We start from the raw sequence: 17,921 nt of genomic DNA on the forward strand, positions 1-17,921 counted from the left end.
TTAAAGTTTTGCAGTAATGTTGTCGAGAATATCTTTTTGCGCATCTTTATCGATAGAACGCTCAAGGATTTTCTCAGCACCAGCTACAGCCAGAGTAGCAACTTGTTTGCGCAGCTCATCGCGTGCACGATTGCGTTCAGCTTCAAGTTCTGCTTCTGCTTGCGCTAGGATTTTCTGGCGTTCTGCCTGAGCTTCCTCGCGAGCTTCATCAAGAATTTGAGACTTACGTTTGTTCGCTTGTTCGATGATCTCAGTTGCTGTGCGCTTCGCTTCTTTCAATTGATCAGAAGCGTTGGCTTGTGCTAGATCCAAGTCTTTCGCAGCACGTTCTGCTGCTTGAAGACCATCAGCAATTTTCTTCTGACGCTCTTCGATCGCTTGCATCAATGGTGGCCATACATACTTCATGCAGAACCACACAAATAGTGCGAACGAGATTGCTTGACCTAGCAGAGTTGCGTTTATGTTCACAACAGCTACCCCTCTATTTGGACTTAGTGTTAATCAGTGACAAGCGATAATCGCCCGTCCCGAGTTAAAGGTGATTAACCTAGTTGACCAACGAATGGGTTTGCGAAAGTGAATAGTAGCGCGATTACGATACCGATCATTGGAACCGCATCAAGTAGACCCGCGATGATGAACATCTTAACTTGTAGCATAGGAGCCATTTCTGGTTGACGTGCAGCACCTTCTAGGAATTTACCACCTAGCAGTGCGAAACCAATCGCTGTACCAAGAGAAGCAAGACCGACGATAATACCTACGGCGATTGCAGAAAAGCTCAGTAAAGTTTCCATTACTATCTCCAATTTATAGTTGTTGGCTTAGTGCCCAAATAAAAAGCTTTAAAAAAATTAATGATCAGGATCTTCGTGTGCCATTGACAGGTAAACAATTGTCAACATCATGAATACGAAGGCTTGAATCGTAATAACCAAGATATGGAAGATTGCCCACGGTAGTGAACCCATCCATTGTAAGTACCATGGTAGCATTGCCGCACAAAGAATGAATACAACCTCACCCGCGAACATGTTACCGAATAGACGCATACCAAGTGATAGAGGTTTCGCTAATAGCGATACCACTTCAATTAGTAGGTTAAACGGAATCATCAGTGGGTGATTGAATGGATGTAGTGCAAGTTCTTTTGCGAATCCACCTAGACCTTTTACTTTGATGCTGTAGTAAATCATCAATGCAAAAACGCCTAGAGCCATAGCCATGGTGATATTCACATCAGCAGACGGTACAACCTTAAGGTAAGGAATACCTAGCCAATGCTCTGCTGGGTATGGTAAGAAGTCGATAGGAACTAAGTCCATCACGTTCATCAAAAATACCCAACAAAAGATAGTCAGTGCTAAAGGCGCGATCAGTGGGTTGCGTCCATGGAACGTGTCTTTGACGTTATCGGCGACAAATTCAACGATCATTTCTACAGCACACTGAAGCTTACCCGGTACACCCGCTGTTGTTCTCTTTGCTACTTTGTAAAAAATTCCGAGGAAGATTAAACCAGTAAACCAAGAAAAAAACAGGCTATCGATATGTACGTTCCAGAAACTTGTCTCCGACCCTACTAAACCCAACTTGTATAGCGATAGGTTAGAAAGGTGGTGGGCAATGTAACCGGACGATGTTAGCGCTTCACCTGGCGCAGCCATAACTCATCCTATTTTTTGTTGTTAATGAATAGCACTGGTGCACAGATATTAATACCTAGTACCAGCAAATAGGTTAGTTTGAGGGGAACAAGTTCCACCTGCATATACATGTAGGCAACATAGAACAGTGCAACCGTGATGAGAATTTTCAGTACTTCACCCGTATAGAAGGAAGCAGCGATGCGCTTGGCAGCGCGAGCTCCACTAAACATGAAAGCACACAGCGCGAATACTGCATTGGCAACAACAAAAATGCCTCCGCCAATCAGCGCTGAAAATCCCCAGTCAGGATTTATGGCTACCGCCATTCCTGCTGCCACAAAAATAACCGCGCCAGACTGGATCATTAACAATTGCCTTGCGAGCTCTCGTCCTGGTCTAGCTAACGCAGCTACCATGTATTCGTACCTCTAGTAATATCCACTTCGCACTTAACTCTCTGTGCTGGGAAATTGGCGAAAATTATACGTTCAGTTCAACGTAAAGCAATTCGATTGCATCAAAAACTTACAGTTTTGTTTACAAAACGACAACTTTCGCACAAAATTCGATTAATTAGATTAATTGACCTAAATCAATTATCTCATCTAGGCCTCAAGCTTGGCAATTAGTTGGTCCAATTTGTGAGGCTCATCAAGACTTATCGTCAATTTCGCTTTTCCGTTTGCAGAACGGGTAAGAGAAACTTTTGCATCAAGCAGCTGACTCAATTTATGCGACATTTGCTCGGCTTCGGTATCCTCTTGTTGCCCTTTTTGCTCATTTTGTGGGGCTAAGCACTTTTTTACTAACTGTTCGGTTTGGCGAACAGTCATTTGCTTCTTAGCCACTTGTTGAGCTACTTCGACTTGCTGTTCGCCTTCTAACGCTAACAGAGCTCGAGCATGACCCATTTCCAATTTTTTATCTGCAACCAGACCTTTTACATCAACTTCCAACTGATTCAGACGTAATAGGTTACTCACCGTCGTTCTTGATTTACCAATCACATCGGCCACTTGCTGATGTGTCAGCGTGAATTCATCTTGTAGACGTTCAAGCGCTTGGGCTTCCTCAATCACATTCAAGTCTTCACGTTGAATGTTTTCAATCAACGCCATGGCGATGGCGGCACGATCTTCAACTTTTTTCACCAAACACGGCACGCGTTTTAAACCCGCCTGCCTTGCAGCACGCCAGCGGCGTTCACCTGCGATGATCTCAAACTGACCACTTTCGACCTGGCGAACCACGATTGGTTGAATAATGCCTTGTGATTGAATCGAAGCCGCTAGTTCTTCTAGCGCTTCAGGCGCCATATCTTTACGCGGTTGGTATACACCCGGCTGCAATTGACCAATCGCTAAATCGGTTAACTCACCGTCTGCCGATAATTCTTGGCTATGCGATGCAATATGCTGTTTTTCACGAGCAAACGAACTGGTCGACAATAACGCATCCAGTCCTTTTCCGAGACCACGCTTAGACATGGGATTGAATTCCTTAGGTTAGAGTTAAACTGGGATTTCTTCGCGGCGGAGCATTTCGCCCGCTAGAGCAAGATACGCTTTGGCACCTGCGGAGTACTTATCGTAGTACATTGCAGGCTTACCGTGACTTGGTGCTTCAGCCAAACGAACATTACGCGGAATGACAGTACGGTAAACTTTATTCCCAAAGTGTTTTTTAAGTTGATCGGATACTTCATTCGATAAGCGGTTGCGTGGGTCGTACATGGTACGCAATAAACCTTCGATTTTGAGGTTTTCATTCACAACAGCCGCTAACTTGCTGATTGTATCCATAAGAGCAGTTAAACCTTCTAACGCAAAGTATTCACATTGCATCGGCACCAGCACTGAGTCAGCTGCCGCCATCGCATTGATTGTAAGAAGGTTTAGAGAAGGAGGACAATCAATAAAGATGAAATCATAGTTATCGCGAACTGACGACAATGCATTTTTTAGACGCACTTCACGAGCGAAAACTTCCATCAATTTGATTTCTGCCGCGGTTACGTCTCCGTTCGCCGCGATCAAATCATACTTCCCTGTTGTTTGGGTACAAACGACTTGATCGAACGGTGTATCTTCGACCAAAAGATCGTATGCGGTGGCGTCGACCATATACTTATCCACGCCACTGGCCATCGTAGCATTACCTTGCGGGTCGAGATCGATCACCAAAACCTTGCGCTTTGTTGCCGCCATCGAAGCCGCTAAGTTAATGCACGTTGTTGTTTTGCCGACCCCACCTTTCTGGTTGGCGATTGCTACAATTTTACCCACGATTACCTCGCTAATTTTCCTTGCGCGATAAGATTACTAGATGACGATCACCTTCCAACTCAGGAACAGCCAAAGATATGATCTCTGTCACACTGCACCATTCAGGAAGCTGATCCATTTCATCTTTAGGGTGCTGTCCTTTCAGCGCTAGAAACACCCCGTGCTCTTGTTTCGGCAAATGGTGGCACCATTCCACCATGTCTGTCATTGAAGCAAAAGCTCGACTCAAAACGCCATCAAATTTTTCTTCAGGCTGGAATTCTTCGACGCGACTTTGAATTGGTGTCACGTTTTTCAGCTCTAATGTGTGCACGACTTGCTTGATAAAACGGATGCGTTTGCCAAGACTGTCGAGCAAAAAGAAGGTTTTCTCAGGGTTCATGATTGCCAAAGGGATGCCCGGTAACCCCGGACCAGTACCAACATCAATGAAGCGCTCACCGGGCAGGTGTGCGCTTACAACGATACTATCAAGAATATGTTTCACTAACATATCAAGCGGATCACGTACCGATGTTAAATTGTACGCTTTGTTCCATTTGTCGAGCAGTTCGACATAGCCAACTAACCGCTCTCGTTGCTGTTCTGACACTTCCAAATCGGTTTTCGCGATCAGTGAATCCAGCTTTGTTCGCAATGCGCTCATTATTCTTCCTCACCTTTCTTCAGCAAACCATGCTTTTTCAAGTGAACAAGTAGAATAGAAATTGCAGCAGGCGTAATACCAGAAATGCGTGATGCAATACCGATGCTCTCTGGTTTGGCCTCGCTCAGTTTAGCAACGACTTCGTTTGATAAACCTTTTACATCGCGGTAATCCAAATCAGCAGGTAACTTGGTATTTTCGTGACGCAGTGATTTTTCGATCTCTTCCTGCTGACGCTTGATGTAACCATCATATTTCACTTGAATTTCAACTTGCTCAGCCGCTTGCTGATCTTCAAGCGCAGGAGCAAACGCTTCAAGTTGCGTCAGTTGCGAATAAGTGATCTCAGGACGACGCAGAAGATCCTCACCACTCGCTTCACGGGCCATTGGGGTTTTCAGCAGCTTGTTCAGCTCATCAACACCCTCTGACTTCGGATTCATCCACGTTGCTTTCAAACGCTGATGCTCCGTTTCCATATTGTTGATTTTCTCGTTAAAGCGAGCCCAACGAACATCATCAATCAAGCCTAGCTCGCGCGCTTTTTCCGTTAAACGTAAATCGGCGTTATCTTCACGAAGTAGCAGGCGGTATTCCGCACGAGAAGTGAACATTCGGTACGGCTCTTTGGTACCCATGGTCGATAAGTCATCAATCAACACGCCCATGTAAGCTTGGTCACGACGTGGGCTCCAGCCTTCTTTGTCTTGGCTAAACAAGCTTGCGTTTAGACCGGCCATCAAGCCTTGCGCTGCGGCTTCTTCGTAGCCAGTCGTACCATTAATCTGGCCAGCAAAGAACAAACCATGAATGAACTTCGTCTCGTACGTTTGCTTCAAATCACGTGGATCGAAGAAATCGTATTCAATCGCATAACCTGGGCGAACGATGTGTGCATTTTCAAACCCTTTCATTGAGCGCACGATTTGTACTTGCACATCAAATGGCAAGCTGGTCGAGATACCATTAGGGTATAACTCGTGCGTGGTTAGGCCTTCTGGCTCAATGAAGATTTGGTGGCTGTTTTTGTCAGCGAAACGCATCACTTTGTCTTCAATAGACGGACAGTAACGAGGACCAATACCTTCAATCACACCAGCGTACATTGGACTGCGATCCAAGTTACTACGGATCACATCGTGAGTTTGTTCATTGGTGTGGGTGATGAAACATGGAATCTGACGCGGATGCTGTTCACGTTTGCCCATGAACGAGAATACAGGCGTTGGGTTATCACCATGCTGAGCTTCTAGCACTGAAAAATCAACAGTACGAGCATCAATGCGCGGTGGAGTACCTGTTTTTAAACGATCCACACGGAACGGCAGTTCACGCAGTCGATCCGCTAATGCGATCGATGGTGGATCCCCGGCACGACCACCAGACGAGCTTTCCATACCTATGTGGATCTTACCACCAAGGAAGGTACCCACGGTTAGCACAACGGCTTTCGCATGGAAGCGAAGTCCCATTTGAGTTACCACACCAACTGCGCGATCTTGTTCAACAATCAGATCATCAACTGATTGCTGGAACAACGTTAAGTTAGGCGCATTTTCTAATGCATTACGAACGTACGCTTTGTACAGAGCGCGATCGGCTTGAGCTCGAGTTGCTCGTACTGCAGGACCTTTGGAGGCATTTAGTGTACGAAACTGAATACCTGCATGGTCGATGGCTTCAGCCATCAAACCGCCCATAGCATCTACTTCTTTTACTAAGTGACCTTTACCAATACCACCGATCGCCGGATTACAAGACATCTGGCCTAATGTATCGATGTTATGGGTAAGGAGAAGCGTTTTTTGTCCTGTGCGTGCAGATGCGAGCGCGGCTTCCGTTCCTGCGTGTCCGCCACCGACAACAATGACGTCAAAGTTTTCGTGATAAAGCATGAACTGACCTCAGGTATTCAAAGGGATTTAATGGACAGATAAAGGAGCCGTATTTTACCTGCTTTATGCCAGAGAGAAAAACGTTTTCTCGTTTTATCCGTTTTAAGCTTCAAGATAAATATATATAAGATCTATATATATGATCTTTTATTAGATCTACTATTAGGATCGACCGTTTCTGTGGATAACCTAAAAATGATCAACAAGATCATGGATCTTCTTTGGATCATATCTTGTGATCATGATTGGATCAGATCGAGGATTACCTGGGATCAAAAGTGGTGGTTATACACAGGGGGTGAAATTGATCAAAGTTGTTATTGGGATAACTAAAGGAAAATCACTGGATCTTATTGTAGTTATCCACAGTCTGTTTGGTTGGTTTTTGAGCGGTTAAACAAAATAATTTGGTGGGAGAGTTATTCACATGGGAGAAAACAGAGCCGAATTTCGACTCTGTTGAAGGGAAAGTCGTGAGTTTAAAAACGTTCGATATTCTCTTTTAACCACATTTCTGCGGCGTCTTCTGGCACATCATGGCTCAGTACATCGATTTTAAAGCAATCTGCGAGAGGGGTTGCACCAATATCCTCTAATAAATCATAAGCGTGTTGACCAGCGGCACAGAACGTATCGTAGCTAGAGTCACCAATCGCAATCACCGCAAATTTTACATCAGTCATTTTTGGCGGTGTATTTTGTAATGCTGCGATAAAAGGTTGGATATTATCAGGATACTCACCAGCTCCATGTGTAGAGGTGATCACCAACCACGTACCTTGATTTTCGATATCACTGAGGGAAGGCTGGTTGTGGATCGTTGTTTCAAATCCATTCTCGTTGAGTAGATCACTCAGGTGATCCCCTACGTATTCTGCGCCACCTAACGTGCTGCCTGTAATAATGTGGATCATACTTCTTCCTTATTGAATGCGACGGCTAAAGCTCATGGATGGCTTGCCGTACAAAAAGAAACGCGGTGTGAGTTAAGCTCAGCACCGCGCGTTCGATTATTTACTTCCCGATACAGAATGAAGAGAAGATTCGTCCCAGTAAGTCGTCAGAACTGAACTCACCGGTAATCTCATTGAGATGTTGTTGGGTGATGCGTAGCTCTTCAGCCAATATTTCACCTGCCATATAGCCTTCAAGCTGCTCCTGGCCTATTTGAAGGTGCTGTGCGGCACGTTCTAATGCATCGAGATGACGACGACGAGCCATAAACCCACCTTCACTGTTGCCAGAGAAGCCCATACACTCCTTGAGATGATCGCGCAGAGCTTCAACCCCTGCACCAGTCTTCGCTGACAAACGGATAAGAGTAGGGTTATTGACGTGGCAGATCCCCATATCTTCACCCGTTTGATCCGCTTTATTACGGATCACAGTTATGCCAATGTTGTCTGGTAGGCGATCCACAAAATCTGGCCAGATATCTTTCGGATCGGTGGCATCGGTTGTCGTGCCATCCACCATGAACAACACGCGGTCTGCTTGGGCTATTTCATCCCACGCACGTTCGATACCGATTTTCTCTACTTCATCGGAAGCATCACGCAAACCTGCTGTATCAATGATGTGTAGTGGCATGCCATCAATATGGATATGCTCACGCAGTACATCACGCGTGGTTCCTGCGATGTCGGTTACGATTGCAGATTCTTTACCCGATAGCGCGTTCAGTAGGCTTGATTTGCCCGCATTTGGGCGACCCGCAATCACGACTTTCATCCCTTCACGCATAATAGCGCCTTGGTTAGCTTCTTTGCGCACCGCATCTAGGTTGTCGATGATGGCTTGTAGGTCACCAGCCACTTTACCGTCGGCCAAAAAGTCGATCTCTTCTTCAGGGAAGTCGATGGCTGCTTCAACATAGATACGCAAATGAATCAGCGACTCAACTAAGGTATTAATACGGCCTGAAAATGCGCCCTGTAAGGATTGCAGCGCCGATTTTGCTGCTTCTTCAGAACTGGCATCAATGAGGTCTGCAATCGCTTCGGCTTGAGCTAGGTCGAGCTTATCGTTCAGAAATGCGCGTTCAGAGAACTCACCAGGGCGAGCAGCTCGAATACCATCTATACCTAGAATGCGTTTTATCAGCATATCCATCACGACAGGGCCGCCATGGCCTTGCAGCTCAAGTACGTCTTCACCTGTAAATGAGTGTGGGTTAGGGAAGTACAGTGCGATGCCCTGATCAAGCACAGTGCCATCTTCTGACTTAAACGGCAGGTACTCTGCGTAGCGGGGCTTTAGTGTTTTGCCAGTGACTTCTAACGCCACTTGGTTGGCTTTAGGGCCAGAAACTCGAATAATACCGACACCGCCACGACCAGGCGCGGTCGCTTGAGCGACAATCGTATCTGTAGTCATAATTTTGCCTTTTGAGCTGGGCTATAGGGAAGATACCTAGGGAGCCATCACAATTAATTAGCTGAATTGTAATCAGCCAAAAACAAAAAGGCGACCTTTTGGCCGCCTTTCTCAATCATTTCCTAAAAGGTTACTTGCTGTGTAAGCCTTTTTTCTCTAATCCTTTGTAGATCAGAGTTTGCTGGATAAGCGTTACGATGTTCGACACCAACCAGTACAGAACGAGACCTGATGGGAAGAACAAGAAGAAGAAGGTAAACATAACCGGCATAAAGGTCATGATCTTCTGCTGCATTGGATCCGTTACTGTTGTCGGGCTCATCTTCTGGATTAGGAACATTGACGCACCCATCAGTAGAGGCAGGATGTAGTAAGGGTCCTGCGCTGAAAGGTCATGAATCCAACCGAAGAATGGAGAGTGACGTAGCTCAACCGATTCCATTAGTGCCCAGTATAGTGCGATGAAAATAGGCATCTGTAGGATAAGAGGTAAACAGCCACCTAGTGGGTTCACTTTCTCTTTCTTGTACAGTTCCATCATTTCTTGGCTCATGCGCTGACGGTCATCACCGATACGCTCACGCATTGCTTGCAGCTTAGGCTGAAGCATACGCATTTTCGCCATAGACGTGTATTGCGCTTTTGTTAGTGGGTACATTGCACCACGAACGATGAAGGTCAGGCAGATGATTGCCACACCCCAGTTACCAACAAAGCTCTGGATGAATGAAAGCAACATATGAAGAGGCTTCGCAATGAACCATAACCAGCCGTAGTCCACTACTAGGTCTAGGTTAGGTGCCACTTCTGCCATTTCATCTTGCAGTTTTGGACCAACCCAAAGTGTTGCTTCAAACTTAGCCTGATCGCCTGTTGCGATAGTTTTGTTCGGCATACGAACGCCGATGTCGCCTAGGTTGCCAATTACACGAGTGTATAGGTTAGTACCTGGTTCGTTACGTGGGATCCAAGCTGCGGCAAAGTAGTGCTGAATCATTGCTGCCCAACCTTGGCCATCGGCTAGGTTAAGAGACAGGTTGCGATCCTGCATATCATCAAAGCTGTACTTCTTGTAACGCGTATCTTCTGTTGAGTATGCGCCACCACGGTAAGTAGGCATTGTGATGCTACCACCATCGTCCATTAGGTTTTGACGTAGGTGAGCGTACATACCAAATGTTGCGTTGTTGCCTGAGTTGTTCACTACATCGTATTCAACATTAAGCGCGTAGCTGCCGCGTTTAAAGATGTAAGTTTTGGTGTATTCGATGCCGTTTGCAGTGAATGTCATCGGAACGCGAAGTTCATCTTGACCGTCAGCCATTGTGAAGCTGTCTGCACTTACGTTGTAGTGAGGGCGATTTGTGCTGCTCAAGTCGATACCTTGAGGACCCACTAGACCGCTTTGAGCGATAAATTGGTGACCTTGAGCGTCTTTAAGCAGAACAAAGGAATCTGATGAATCTAACTCAGCAGAGTATTCGTTAAGGTTGGCATGTACCACATCGCCACCAACGGTGTCGATCGACAGAGTTAAAACATCAGTCGTTACTGTGATAGTTTTTGCAGAAGCTTGCTGTTGACCAGGAACTGGGTCAAGTTCATCAGCAAAAGATGGTGCAGGTAGAGTGCTGCTTGATTGAGCCTGTTCAACTGCTTGAGGTTCTGGATTCTTTGCAACTTGCCATTGTTGAAACAGCAAAAAAGAAACCAGGGCCAAACCGATGAGCAGGATATTACGTTGAGAATCCATCGTTAGTTATCTCTGTCTTGTTTTTGGACTGGTGGAACGGGGTCATACCCCCCTTCATTCAAAGGGTGGCATTTTAATAGACGTTTGCCTGATAACCAACATCCTTTTACAAAACCGTGAGCTCTCAAAGCTTCTAGCGCGTAAGTGGAACAGGTTGGTGTGAACCGGCAACGAGGACCAATCAAAGGGCTGATAAACCAGCGATACAGATAAACGAGCCCAATGGCTATCCACGTGAAGGGCGAGACAGGCGTTGCCATAGCTTATCAAACAACTTAAAAATTTCCTCATTGCTTAAATCTTGCGCGCTTTTCTTCGCAATCACAACAAAATCTTTGTTTGGAAGCTGATGTTGATTGTTACGAAAGCTTTCACGAGCCAAACGCTTAAATCGGTTACGACCGACAGCCGTTTTGATTTGCTTTTTGGGAACCGCTAAACCTAATCGTGGGTGAGAAAGTTTGTTATTGCGAGCAATGATGGTGAAATGAGGCGAGCCAGCTCGATGAGCTTGCTGGAAGACGTTTTGATAATGCTCGGGAGTTAACAAACGTAACTCCCGATTAAACGCGTACGTGTTCAAAATAAACTAGCGATTATTTTGATAGGCGCGCACGGCCTTTTGCACGACGTGCGTTGATAACTTTACGACCGTTCTTAGTTGCCATGCGAGCACGGAAGCCGTGAGTACGCTTGCGCTTTAGAACTGTAGGTTGAAAAGTGCGTTTCATGATAATTACCTTTACTGATCAGTAGTTTTAGGTTCTTGTTAAACCCGGCGTGGGTATTTGCTTTCTTATATAAAGAAGCTCTTTATATAGAGAAGGACAACCGACGCCTCTCAACAAAGAGGCGGAATTGTAATCACACTCACATAATGTGTCAATGACTCAATGAGTACGAAATTCCGGCCGGGCGATTATACGTAGTGTGAGTAAAATCTCAAGGATCAATCGATCCTGATGCTTGATCGTTACTCTATTCCTACTTGGTTAAGGAATTTTTTCAAACGAGGATCTTGTGGATTATCGAAGATATCCTGTGGAGAACCTTGCTCAACGATATTGCCTTCCGCCATGAAGATCACTCTATCAGCGACTTCTTTCGCGAATTGCATCTCGTGCGTCACCACCAGCATGGTTTGATGCTGATTAGCTAACTTCTTCATTAATGAGAGAACTTCACCGACCCATTCAGGATCCAGCGCAGAAGTTGGTTCGTCAAACAACAGCAGTTCTGGTTGCAGCGCCATCGCTCGGCCGATACCCACACGTTGTTGTTGGCCGCCAGACAATGCCGCTGGATAACTATCGCCTTTATCCCCAAGACCGATGTCATCCAGAATTTGTTGCGCTCGTTTGAGAGCATCGGCTTTTTTCCAGCCTCGAACGGTCACTAGACCTTCGGCAATGTTCTGGCGGGCATTCATGTGGGCAAACAGGGCATAGTTTTGGAACACAAAGCCAGTTCGACGACGCAGCGCTAATACTTCGGCTTTAGTGTGTTTTTGAGTATCAACGGAGATGTCATCTATCGTGATACGACCTTCATCAGCCTGCTCTAGAAAGTTCACCGTACGCAGCAAGGTTGATTTACCCGTTCCACTTGAGCCGATAATCACGATGATCTCACCTTGCTTAATATCGAGGTCGATGCCTTTCAGCACTTCAGTCTCACCAAAACGTTTGTGAATATTTTCTAGCTTAATCATCGTACGTACGCCTTATTCAGTTTTGCTTCTGCCCAGATTTGTACGCGAGTCAGAATTACCACCACGCCCCAGTAAATAAGAGCAACCGCAAGGAAAGCTTCAAAGAAACGGAAACTTGATGAGGCTTCCATCTGTGCTTTCGCCATGATTTCGGCCACACCAAGCGTGAAAGCGAGAGACGTTGACTTGATCATATCGATGAAATAGTTCATCAATGAAGGCAGTGCGACACGCGTTGCTTGAGGTAAAATCACTCGGCGCATTGCTTGGGATGTCGTCATACCGACCGATAAGCTCGCTTCCATTTGGCTGCGATCAATGCCAATAATGGCGGCACGAATACTTTCCGCCATATAAGCGGCAAAGTGCAGCGTTAAACCGATTACCGCTGCTGAAAAGGCGTCGATACCGACCATCAATGGAAAAATTTGCGGTAAGCCGTAGTAAAGCAGGAAAAGCTGAACCAACAGTGGGGTGCCACGGAAGAAGCTGATGTACAGTTGGCTTAATTGATCCAGAACTGGCAGTTTAAATACGCGAATATTGGCTAAAATGACGGATAAAATCAGCGAAAACACCAATCCCCATGTCGCCATTTCCATGGTTGTGCCAAGATATTTCAGCAATATCGGCAGCAGTTCCAACATGTAATTAAAGTCAAATCCCATACGGCTTACCTAAAGGCTAGAGAAAAGAAAAGGTGGAAAACAAGTTCCACCTTTACGTAAGTTTATTTTAGTCCGAGAGTGATACCACTTTGCGGCCTAAAGTACAAAGAGTTCTTATTTCGTGATGTCAGCGCCAAACCACTTCACGGAAATTTTCTCTACTGTACCATCTGCGCGCATCTCAGCCAGTGCTTTGTTTACTTCTTCTTGCAGCTTACGACCTTTCTCGTTGTCAACGAAAGGCCATGCGTTTTGAATGGTCTCAAACGGTTCGCCTGCCAATTCCAGAGGAAGGCCAGTTTTCTTAATCAGCTCTAACGCAGAAAGACGATCCATTACAAATGCATCTGCTCGACCGAGCGCCACGTCATGTTCGATACCTGTGTCGTACGTTTTAATGTTGATCTTGCCGTCTTTGTCGTATTGACGCAGCAGTTGTTCAAAGTTAGAGCCTAGGTTCACCGCAACGGTTTTGCCCGCAAGATCGTCAACACCTTTGATGCTGTCGTTGCCTTTACGCACGGTAATTTGTGCGCCATCTACAACGTAAGGGTCAGCAAATAGGTATTTAGCTTTACGCTCGTCAGTCATGGTGATTTGGTTGGAGATCGTATCGATACGACCAGTTTCTAAAAGACCAAATAAACCAGAGAAGTTGGCTGTTACGTATTCGATTTTGTAATCGTTACGTTTACCGATTTCATCCCACATGTCGACTTCAAAGCCTTGTAGCTTGTCTTGCTTTACAAAAGTAAACGGGAAGTAGCGACCTGACATACCAACTTTGACTTCAGTAGCGGCTTGTACGGTTGCTGCCGACAGTGCAATGGCTGCAACGGCAACCTTAATCCAGTTTTTCATAATACATCTCCATAATTTTATGGTTGGAAATACTACTGTTAGTTAGCTCAATTAAATAAATAACCAAGAGCAATAACCTAGACCTGTGAGTTATTAGATAATAGAAGAAGAATGTTAAATGTGACGAAAATGCGAACTGAACCTAGCGAAATGATCGACAAAATCAGCATTGGGAATAAAATAATACACAGACTTATCACCAATCGCTCGATCTTGTTAATTTTGCCCAATTGTGGATCGTTGTGTGGGCAAATTTGGGGCAAGGTGTGTTGATCTCATCAAGTTTGCAGAAATAATTGTGAATAACTTGGATCTTATTCACTGGATCGTCGATCAATCGCTGGCGATCTTGGTTATCAACAGGTAAAATTGCCAGTCTTTTCCGATAATTCAATTACTCAGTGGGGGCACCGTGTCATCTTCGCTTTGGCTGCAATGTTTGCAGCAGCTTCAAGAAGAGCTACCAGCTACAGAATTCAGCATGTGGGTTCGTCCGCTACAAGCGGAGCTCAATGACAATACTCTCACTCTATTCGCGCCAAACCGCTTTGTGTTGGACTGGGTGCGTGATAAGTATCTGAACAATATTACTCGCTTACTGCAGGAATACTGCGGTGGCGATATTCCTAACTTACGCTTTGAAGTGGGGAGCCGACCTGTCTCTGCTCCAAAACCAGCGCCGACACGTACGCCTGCAGATGTGGCTGCCGAGTCATCTGCACCTGCGCAATTACAGGCGCGTAAGCCAGTACACAAAACCTGGGATGACGACGCTCAAGCTATTGCGGCTATCAATCACCGCTCAAACATGAACCCAAAACACAAGTTCGACAACTTTGTTGAAGGTAAGTCGAACCAACTGGGTTTGGCTGCGGCGCGTCAGGTATCGGATAATCCTGGAGCTGCTTACAACCCGCTGTTCCTATACGGCGGCACGGGCTTGGGTAAAACGCACTTGTTGCATGCGGTGGGCAACGCGATTGTGGATAACAACCCGAACGCAAAAGTGGTCTACATGCACTCAGAACGTTTTGTGCAAGACATGGTAAAAGCGCTGCAAAACAATGCGATTGAAGAATTCAAACGCTACTACCGCAGTGTGGATGCACTCCTTATCGATGACATCCAATTCTTTGCTAATAAAGAACGTTCGCAAGAAGAATTCTTCCATACCTTCAACGCACTATTGGAAGGTAATCAGCAGATCATTCTAACGTCTGACCGTTATCCTAAAGAAATTAATGGCGTTGAAGATCGTCTTAAATCTCGCTTTGGTTGGGGTCTTACTGTTGCGATCGAGCCGCCTGAGCTTGAAACGCGTGTGGCGATCTTGATGAAAAAAGCTGAAGATCACCAAATCCACCTTGCTGATGAAGTGGCATTCTTCATTGCCAAGCGTCTGCGTTCGAACGTTCGTGAGCTAGAAGGTGCATTGAACCGTGTTATCGCGAACGCGAACTTTACTGGTCGTCCAATCACGATTGATTTTGTGCGTGAAGCGCTGCGCGATCTGCTTGCTCTACAAGAGAAGCTGGTGACGATCGATAACATTCAAAAGACCGTGGCGGAATACTACAAGATTAAAGTGGCGGACTTGCTGTCTAAGCGTCGTTCTCGTTCTGTAGCGCGTCCTCGTCAGCTGGCTATGGCGTTAGCAAAAGAACTAACCAACCATAGCTTGCCTGAAATTGGCGATGCGTTTGGGGGCCGCGATCATACGACCGTACTTCATGCTTGTCGCAAGATTGAGCAGCTGCGTGAAGAGAGCCACGACATTAAAGAAGATTACTCTAACTTGATTCGCACCCTGTCTTCGTAATCGGTTAGAATAACGGTATTCTAAGCAAATCATTTATTGAGCTGACAGCGTAAAGAGCCAAGCATGAAATTTACCATTGAACGTAGTCATTTAATCAAACCGCTACAGCAGGTTTCGGGCGCTTTAGGTGGCCGACCAACTCTGCCAATCCTGGGTAACCTACTTCTTAAAGTAGAAGAGAACGTATTGTCGATGACGGCAACCGATCTTGAAGTAGAGTTAGTAAGCAAAGTGATGCTAGAAGGTGATTTTGAAGCGGGCAGCATTACCGTTCCTTCGCGTAAGTTTCTCGATATCTGCCGTGGTTTACCGGACGATGCGATCATCACATTTGTATTAGAAGGTGATCGCGTACAAGTTCGCTCTGGTCGCAGCCGTTTCTCGTTGGCAACGCTTCCTGCGAACGATTTCCCTAATATTGAAGACTGGCAAAGCGAAGTGGAAGTATCACTGAGCCAAGCTGATTTACGTACGCTGATCGACAAAACTCAGTTCTCGATGGCGAATCAAGACGTTCGTTACTACCTCAACGGCATGTTGTTTGAAATTGACGGCACCACGCTACGCAGCGTGGCGACAGACGGCCACCGTATGGCGGTATCGCAAACTCAGCTAGGTGCGGACTTTGCGCAGAAGCAAATCATCGTGCCACGCAAAGGTGTGCAAGAATTAGTAAAGTTGATGGATGCGCCAGAGCAGCCCGTAGTACTTCAGATCGGTAGCTCCAATGTTCGTGCTGAGGTGAATAACTTTACTTTTACCTCTAAGTTGGTTGATGGTCGTTTCCCTGACTACCGCCGTGTATTGCCTCAGAGCACCAATAAGACACTAATAGCAAGTTGTGACGAGTTGCGCCAAGCCTTCTCTCGTGCTGCGATTCTTTCCAACGAAAAATTCCGTGGCGTGCGAGTGAATCTGGCTGATACTGAAATGCGCATAACCGCGAATAACCCAGAACAAGAAGAAGCGGAAGAGATGCTTGATGTAACCTTTGAAGGTGACGCCATCGAAATCGGCTTTAACGTAAGCTATGTGCTTGATGTTCTGAACACGTTGCGTTGTGAAAATGTACGTGTGTCGATGTCGGATGCTAACGCTAGCGCGTTGATTGAAAATGCCGACGATGACAGTGCCATGTACGTGGTGATGCCAATTCGTCTATAAGCCAACTGAATGCCTCTTTCTCGTCTCATCATTCAGCAGTTTCGAAACATTAAAGCCTGTGATATTGAGTTATCAGCAGGCTTTAACTTTCTTATCGGGCCGAACGGCAGCGGTAAAACCAGTGTCTTAGAAGCGGTTTATCTGCTCGGGCATGGCCGCTCATTCAAGAGCTCTCTCACCGGACGAGTGATACAAAATGAGTGTGACGAACTGTTTGTTCATGGTCGTTTTTTGAACTCGGATCAATTTGAGCTACCTATCGGCATTAATAAGCAGCGTGATGGCTCAACAGAGGTTAAAATAGGCGGTCAATCTGGACAAAAATTAGCGCAGTTGGCACAAGTTCTGCCTCTGCAGTTGATACACCCAGAAGGGTTTGATTTACTGACAGATGGCCCTAAACATCGTCGTGCGTTTATTGATTGGGGCGTGTTTCATACCGAGCCCGCTTTTTATCAAGCATGGGGAAGGTTCAAGCGCCTGAACAAGCAGCGCAACGCGTTGTTGAAAACCGCCAATAGTTATCGTGAGCTCAGTTATTGGGATCAGGAAATGGCAGGATTGGCTGAAAACATCAGCCAATGGCGAGCAAGTTACATCGAGCAGATGAAAACTGTCGCAGAAACTATCTGTCAGACATTTTTGCCAGAATTTGAGATCCAATTGAAGTATTATCGTGGCTGGGATAAAGACACTCCATACCACGAGATACTAGAAAAGAATTTTGAGCGTGATCAGGCATTGGGATACACCTTTAGTGGCCCAAACAAAGCTGATTTGCGCATTAAAGTGAACGGAACGCCCGTTGAAGATGTTCTGTCACGCGGTCAATTAAAACTCATGGTGTGTGCATTGCGTGTAGCGCAAGGGCAACACCTGACAGAGATGGCCGGTAAACAATGCATTTACCTAATTGATGACTTCGCGTCGGAATTAGATAGCCAACGTCGCAAGCGTCTTGCTGACTGCTTAAAAGAGACGGGCGCACAAGTATTTGTAAGCTCTATCACTGAAAGCCAAATCGCCGATATGTTGGACGATAACGGTAAATTGTTTCATGTGGAACATGGCAGGATAGAGTCAAACTAGAA

At 45.9% G+C, this 17,921-nt stretch carries 20 protein-coding genes; 3 read left to right on the top strand and 17 right to left on the bottom strand.

Annotated features, from left to right (window positions below; genetic code table 11):
- The 17 genes from atpF to N646_RS10895 all read right to left on the bottom strand — a co-directional run bounded on the left by atpF (position 1) and on the right by N646_RS10895 (position 13,847).
- Positions 1-471 (bottom strand): F0F1 ATP synthase subunit B, encoded by a 471-nt coding sequence (gene atpF / locus N646_RS10820; RefSeq protein WP_005378929.1) that lies wholly within the window; start codon positions 469-471, stop codon positions 1-3.
- Positions 472-545: 74 nt separating this feature from the next.
- Complete coding sequence (gene atpE / locus N646_RS10825) at positions 546-800, bottom strand: F0F1 ATP synthase subunit C (protein WP_002540812.1); 255 nt, start codon at positions 798-800, stop codon at positions 546-548.
- A gap of 57 nt (positions 801-857) precedes the next feature.
- Complete coding sequence (gene atpB, locus N646_RS10830) at positions 858-1,670, bottom strand: F0F1 ATP synthase subunit A (RefSeq protein ID WP_005378922.1); 813 nt, start codon at positions 1,668-1,670, stop codon at positions 858-860.
- Positions 1,671-1,678: 8 nt separating this feature from the next.
- The gene (locus N646_RS10835; RefSeq protein ID WP_005378921.1) at positions 1,679-2,068 is read right to left on the bottom strand and encodes a F0F1 ATP synthase subunit I; all 390 of its coding nucleotides are present in this window, start codon (positions 2,066-2,068) and stop codon (positions 1,679-1,681) included.
- 189 nt (positions 2,069-2,257) lie between these two features.
- Positions 2,258-3,139, bottom strand: a complete 882-nt coding sequence (locus N646_RS10840) for a ParB/RepB/Spo0J family partition protein (RefSeq protein ID WP_017821562.1) — start codon at positions 3,137-3,139, stop codon at positions 2,258-2,260.
- Between the two features lie 24 nt (positions 3,140-3,163).
- Entirely contained in the window at positions 3,164-3,937 is a 774-nt protein-coding gene (locus N646_RS10845; protein ID WP_005383838.1) for a ParA family protein, read from the bottom strand.
- 10 nt (positions 3,938-3,947) lie between these two features.
- Positions 3,948-4,583, bottom strand: a complete 636-nt coding sequence (gene rsmG, locus N646_RS10850) for a 16S rRNA (guanine(527)-N(7))-methyltransferase RsmG (protein WP_017821561.1) — start codon at positions 4,581-4,583, stop codon at positions 3,948-3,950.
- Positions 4,583-6,478, bottom strand: a complete 1,896-nt coding sequence (gene mnmG / locus N646_RS10855; protein ID WP_017821560.1) for a tRNA uridine-5-carboxymethylaminomethyl(34) synthesis enzyme MnmG — start codon at positions 6,476-6,478, stop codon at positions 4,583-4,585. The genes rsmG and mnmG overlap by 1 nt, the downstream gene beginning before the upstream one ends.
- A 479-nt stretch (positions 6,479-6,957) precedes the next feature.
- Positions 6,958-7,392 carry an FMN-binding protein MioC gene (mioC, locus tag N646_RS10860; protein WP_005378900.1) on the bottom strand — a complete coding sequence of 145 codons (435 nt, stop codon included), beginning with the start codon at positions 7,390-7,392 and terminating at the stop codon, positions 6,958-6,960.
- A gap of 100 nt (positions 7,393-7,492) precedes the next feature.
- Positions 7,493-8,854, bottom strand: a complete 1,362-nt coding sequence (gene mnmE, locus N646_RS10865) for a tRNA uridine-5-carboxymethylaminomethyl(34) synthesis GTPase MnmE (RefSeq protein ID WP_005383836.1) — start codon at positions 8,852-8,854, stop codon at positions 7,493-7,495.
- A 130-nt stretch (positions 8,855-8,984) separates the two neighbouring features.
- Complete coding sequence (yidC, locus tag N646_RS10870; protein WP_005383834.1) at positions 8,985-10,607, bottom strand: membrane protein insertase YidC; 1,623 nt, start codon at positions 10,605-10,607, stop codon at positions 8,985-8,987.
- A 2-nt stretch (positions 10,608-10,609) separates the two neighbouring features.
- The gene (gene yidD / locus N646_RS23740) at positions 10,610-10,867 is read right to left on the bottom strand and encodes a membrane protein insertion efficiency factor YidD (RefSeq protein ID WP_005378822.1); all 258 of its coding nucleotides are present in this window, start codon (positions 10,865-10,867) and stop codon (positions 10,610-10,612) included.
- Positions 10,834-11,157 (bottom strand): ribonuclease P protein component, encoded by a 324-nt coding sequence (gene rnpA, locus N646_RS10875; protein ID WP_005394102.1) that lies wholly within the window; start codon positions 11,155-11,157, stop codon positions 10,834-10,836. Before rnpA ends, yidD begins: the two co-directional genes overlap by 34 nt.
- A 46-nt stretch (positions 11,158-11,203) precedes the next feature.
- Positions 11,204-11,338: a 50S ribosomal protein L34 gene (gene rpmH / locus N646_RS10880; protein WP_005378825.1), complete on the bottom strand. Its 135-nt coding sequence runs from the start codon at positions 11,336-11,338 to the stop codon at positions 11,204-11,206.
- A 242-nt stretch (positions 11,339-11,580) separates the two neighbouring features.
- Entirely contained in the window at positions 11,581-12,318 is a 738-nt protein-coding gene (locus N646_RS10885; RefSeq protein WP_005378827.1) for an amino acid ABC transporter ATP-binding protein, read from the bottom strand.
- On the bottom strand, positions 12,315-12,986 hold the full coding sequence (locus N646_RS10890) for an amino acid ABC transporter permease (RefSeq protein WP_005378829.1): 672 nt from the start codon (positions 12,984-12,986) through the stop codon (positions 12,315-12,317). The genes N646_RS10885 and N646_RS10890 overlap by 4 nt, the downstream gene beginning before the upstream one ends.
- A gap of 114 nt (positions 12,987-13,100) precedes the next feature.
- Positions 13,101-13,847 carry an amino acid ABC transporter substrate-binding protein gene (locus tag N646_RS10895; RefSeq protein WP_005378831.1) on the bottom strand — a complete coding sequence of 249 codons (747 nt, stop codon included), beginning with the start codon at positions 13,845-13,847 and terminating at the stop codon, positions 13,101-13,103.
- A gap of 412 nt (positions 13,848-14,259) precedes the next feature.
- Here N646_RS10895 and dnaA point away from each other — a divergent pair, with 412 nt between their 5' ends.
- From dnaA to recF, 3 genes are all read left to right on the top strand, one after another.
- A complete protein-coding gene (gene dnaA, locus N646_RS10900) occupies positions 14,260-15,666 on the top strand; it encodes a chromosomal replication initiator protein DnaA (protein ID WP_005378835.1) in 1,407 nt (468 codons plus the stop codon).
- A 63-nt stretch (positions 15,667-15,729) separates the two neighbouring features.
- Positions 15,730-16,830: a DNA polymerase III subunit beta gene (dnaN, locus tag N646_RS10905; protein WP_005378837.1), complete on the top strand. Its 1,101-nt coding sequence runs from the start codon at positions 15,730-15,732 to the stop codon at positions 16,828-16,830.
- 9 nt (positions 16,831-16,839) lie between these two features.
- A complete protein-coding gene (recF, locus tag N646_RS10910; protein WP_005378839.1) occupies positions 16,840-17,919 on the top strand; it encodes a DNA replication/repair protein RecF in 1,080 nt (359 codons plus the stop codon).
- Positions 17,920-17,921: the final 2 nt, after the last annotated feature.

It is taken from the genome of Vibrio alginolyticus NBRC 15630 = ATCC 17749 (assembly GCF_000354175.2).
Lineage (GTDB): Bacteria > Pseudomonadota > Gammaproteobacteria > Enterobacterales > Vibrionaceae > Vibrio > Vibrio alginolyticus.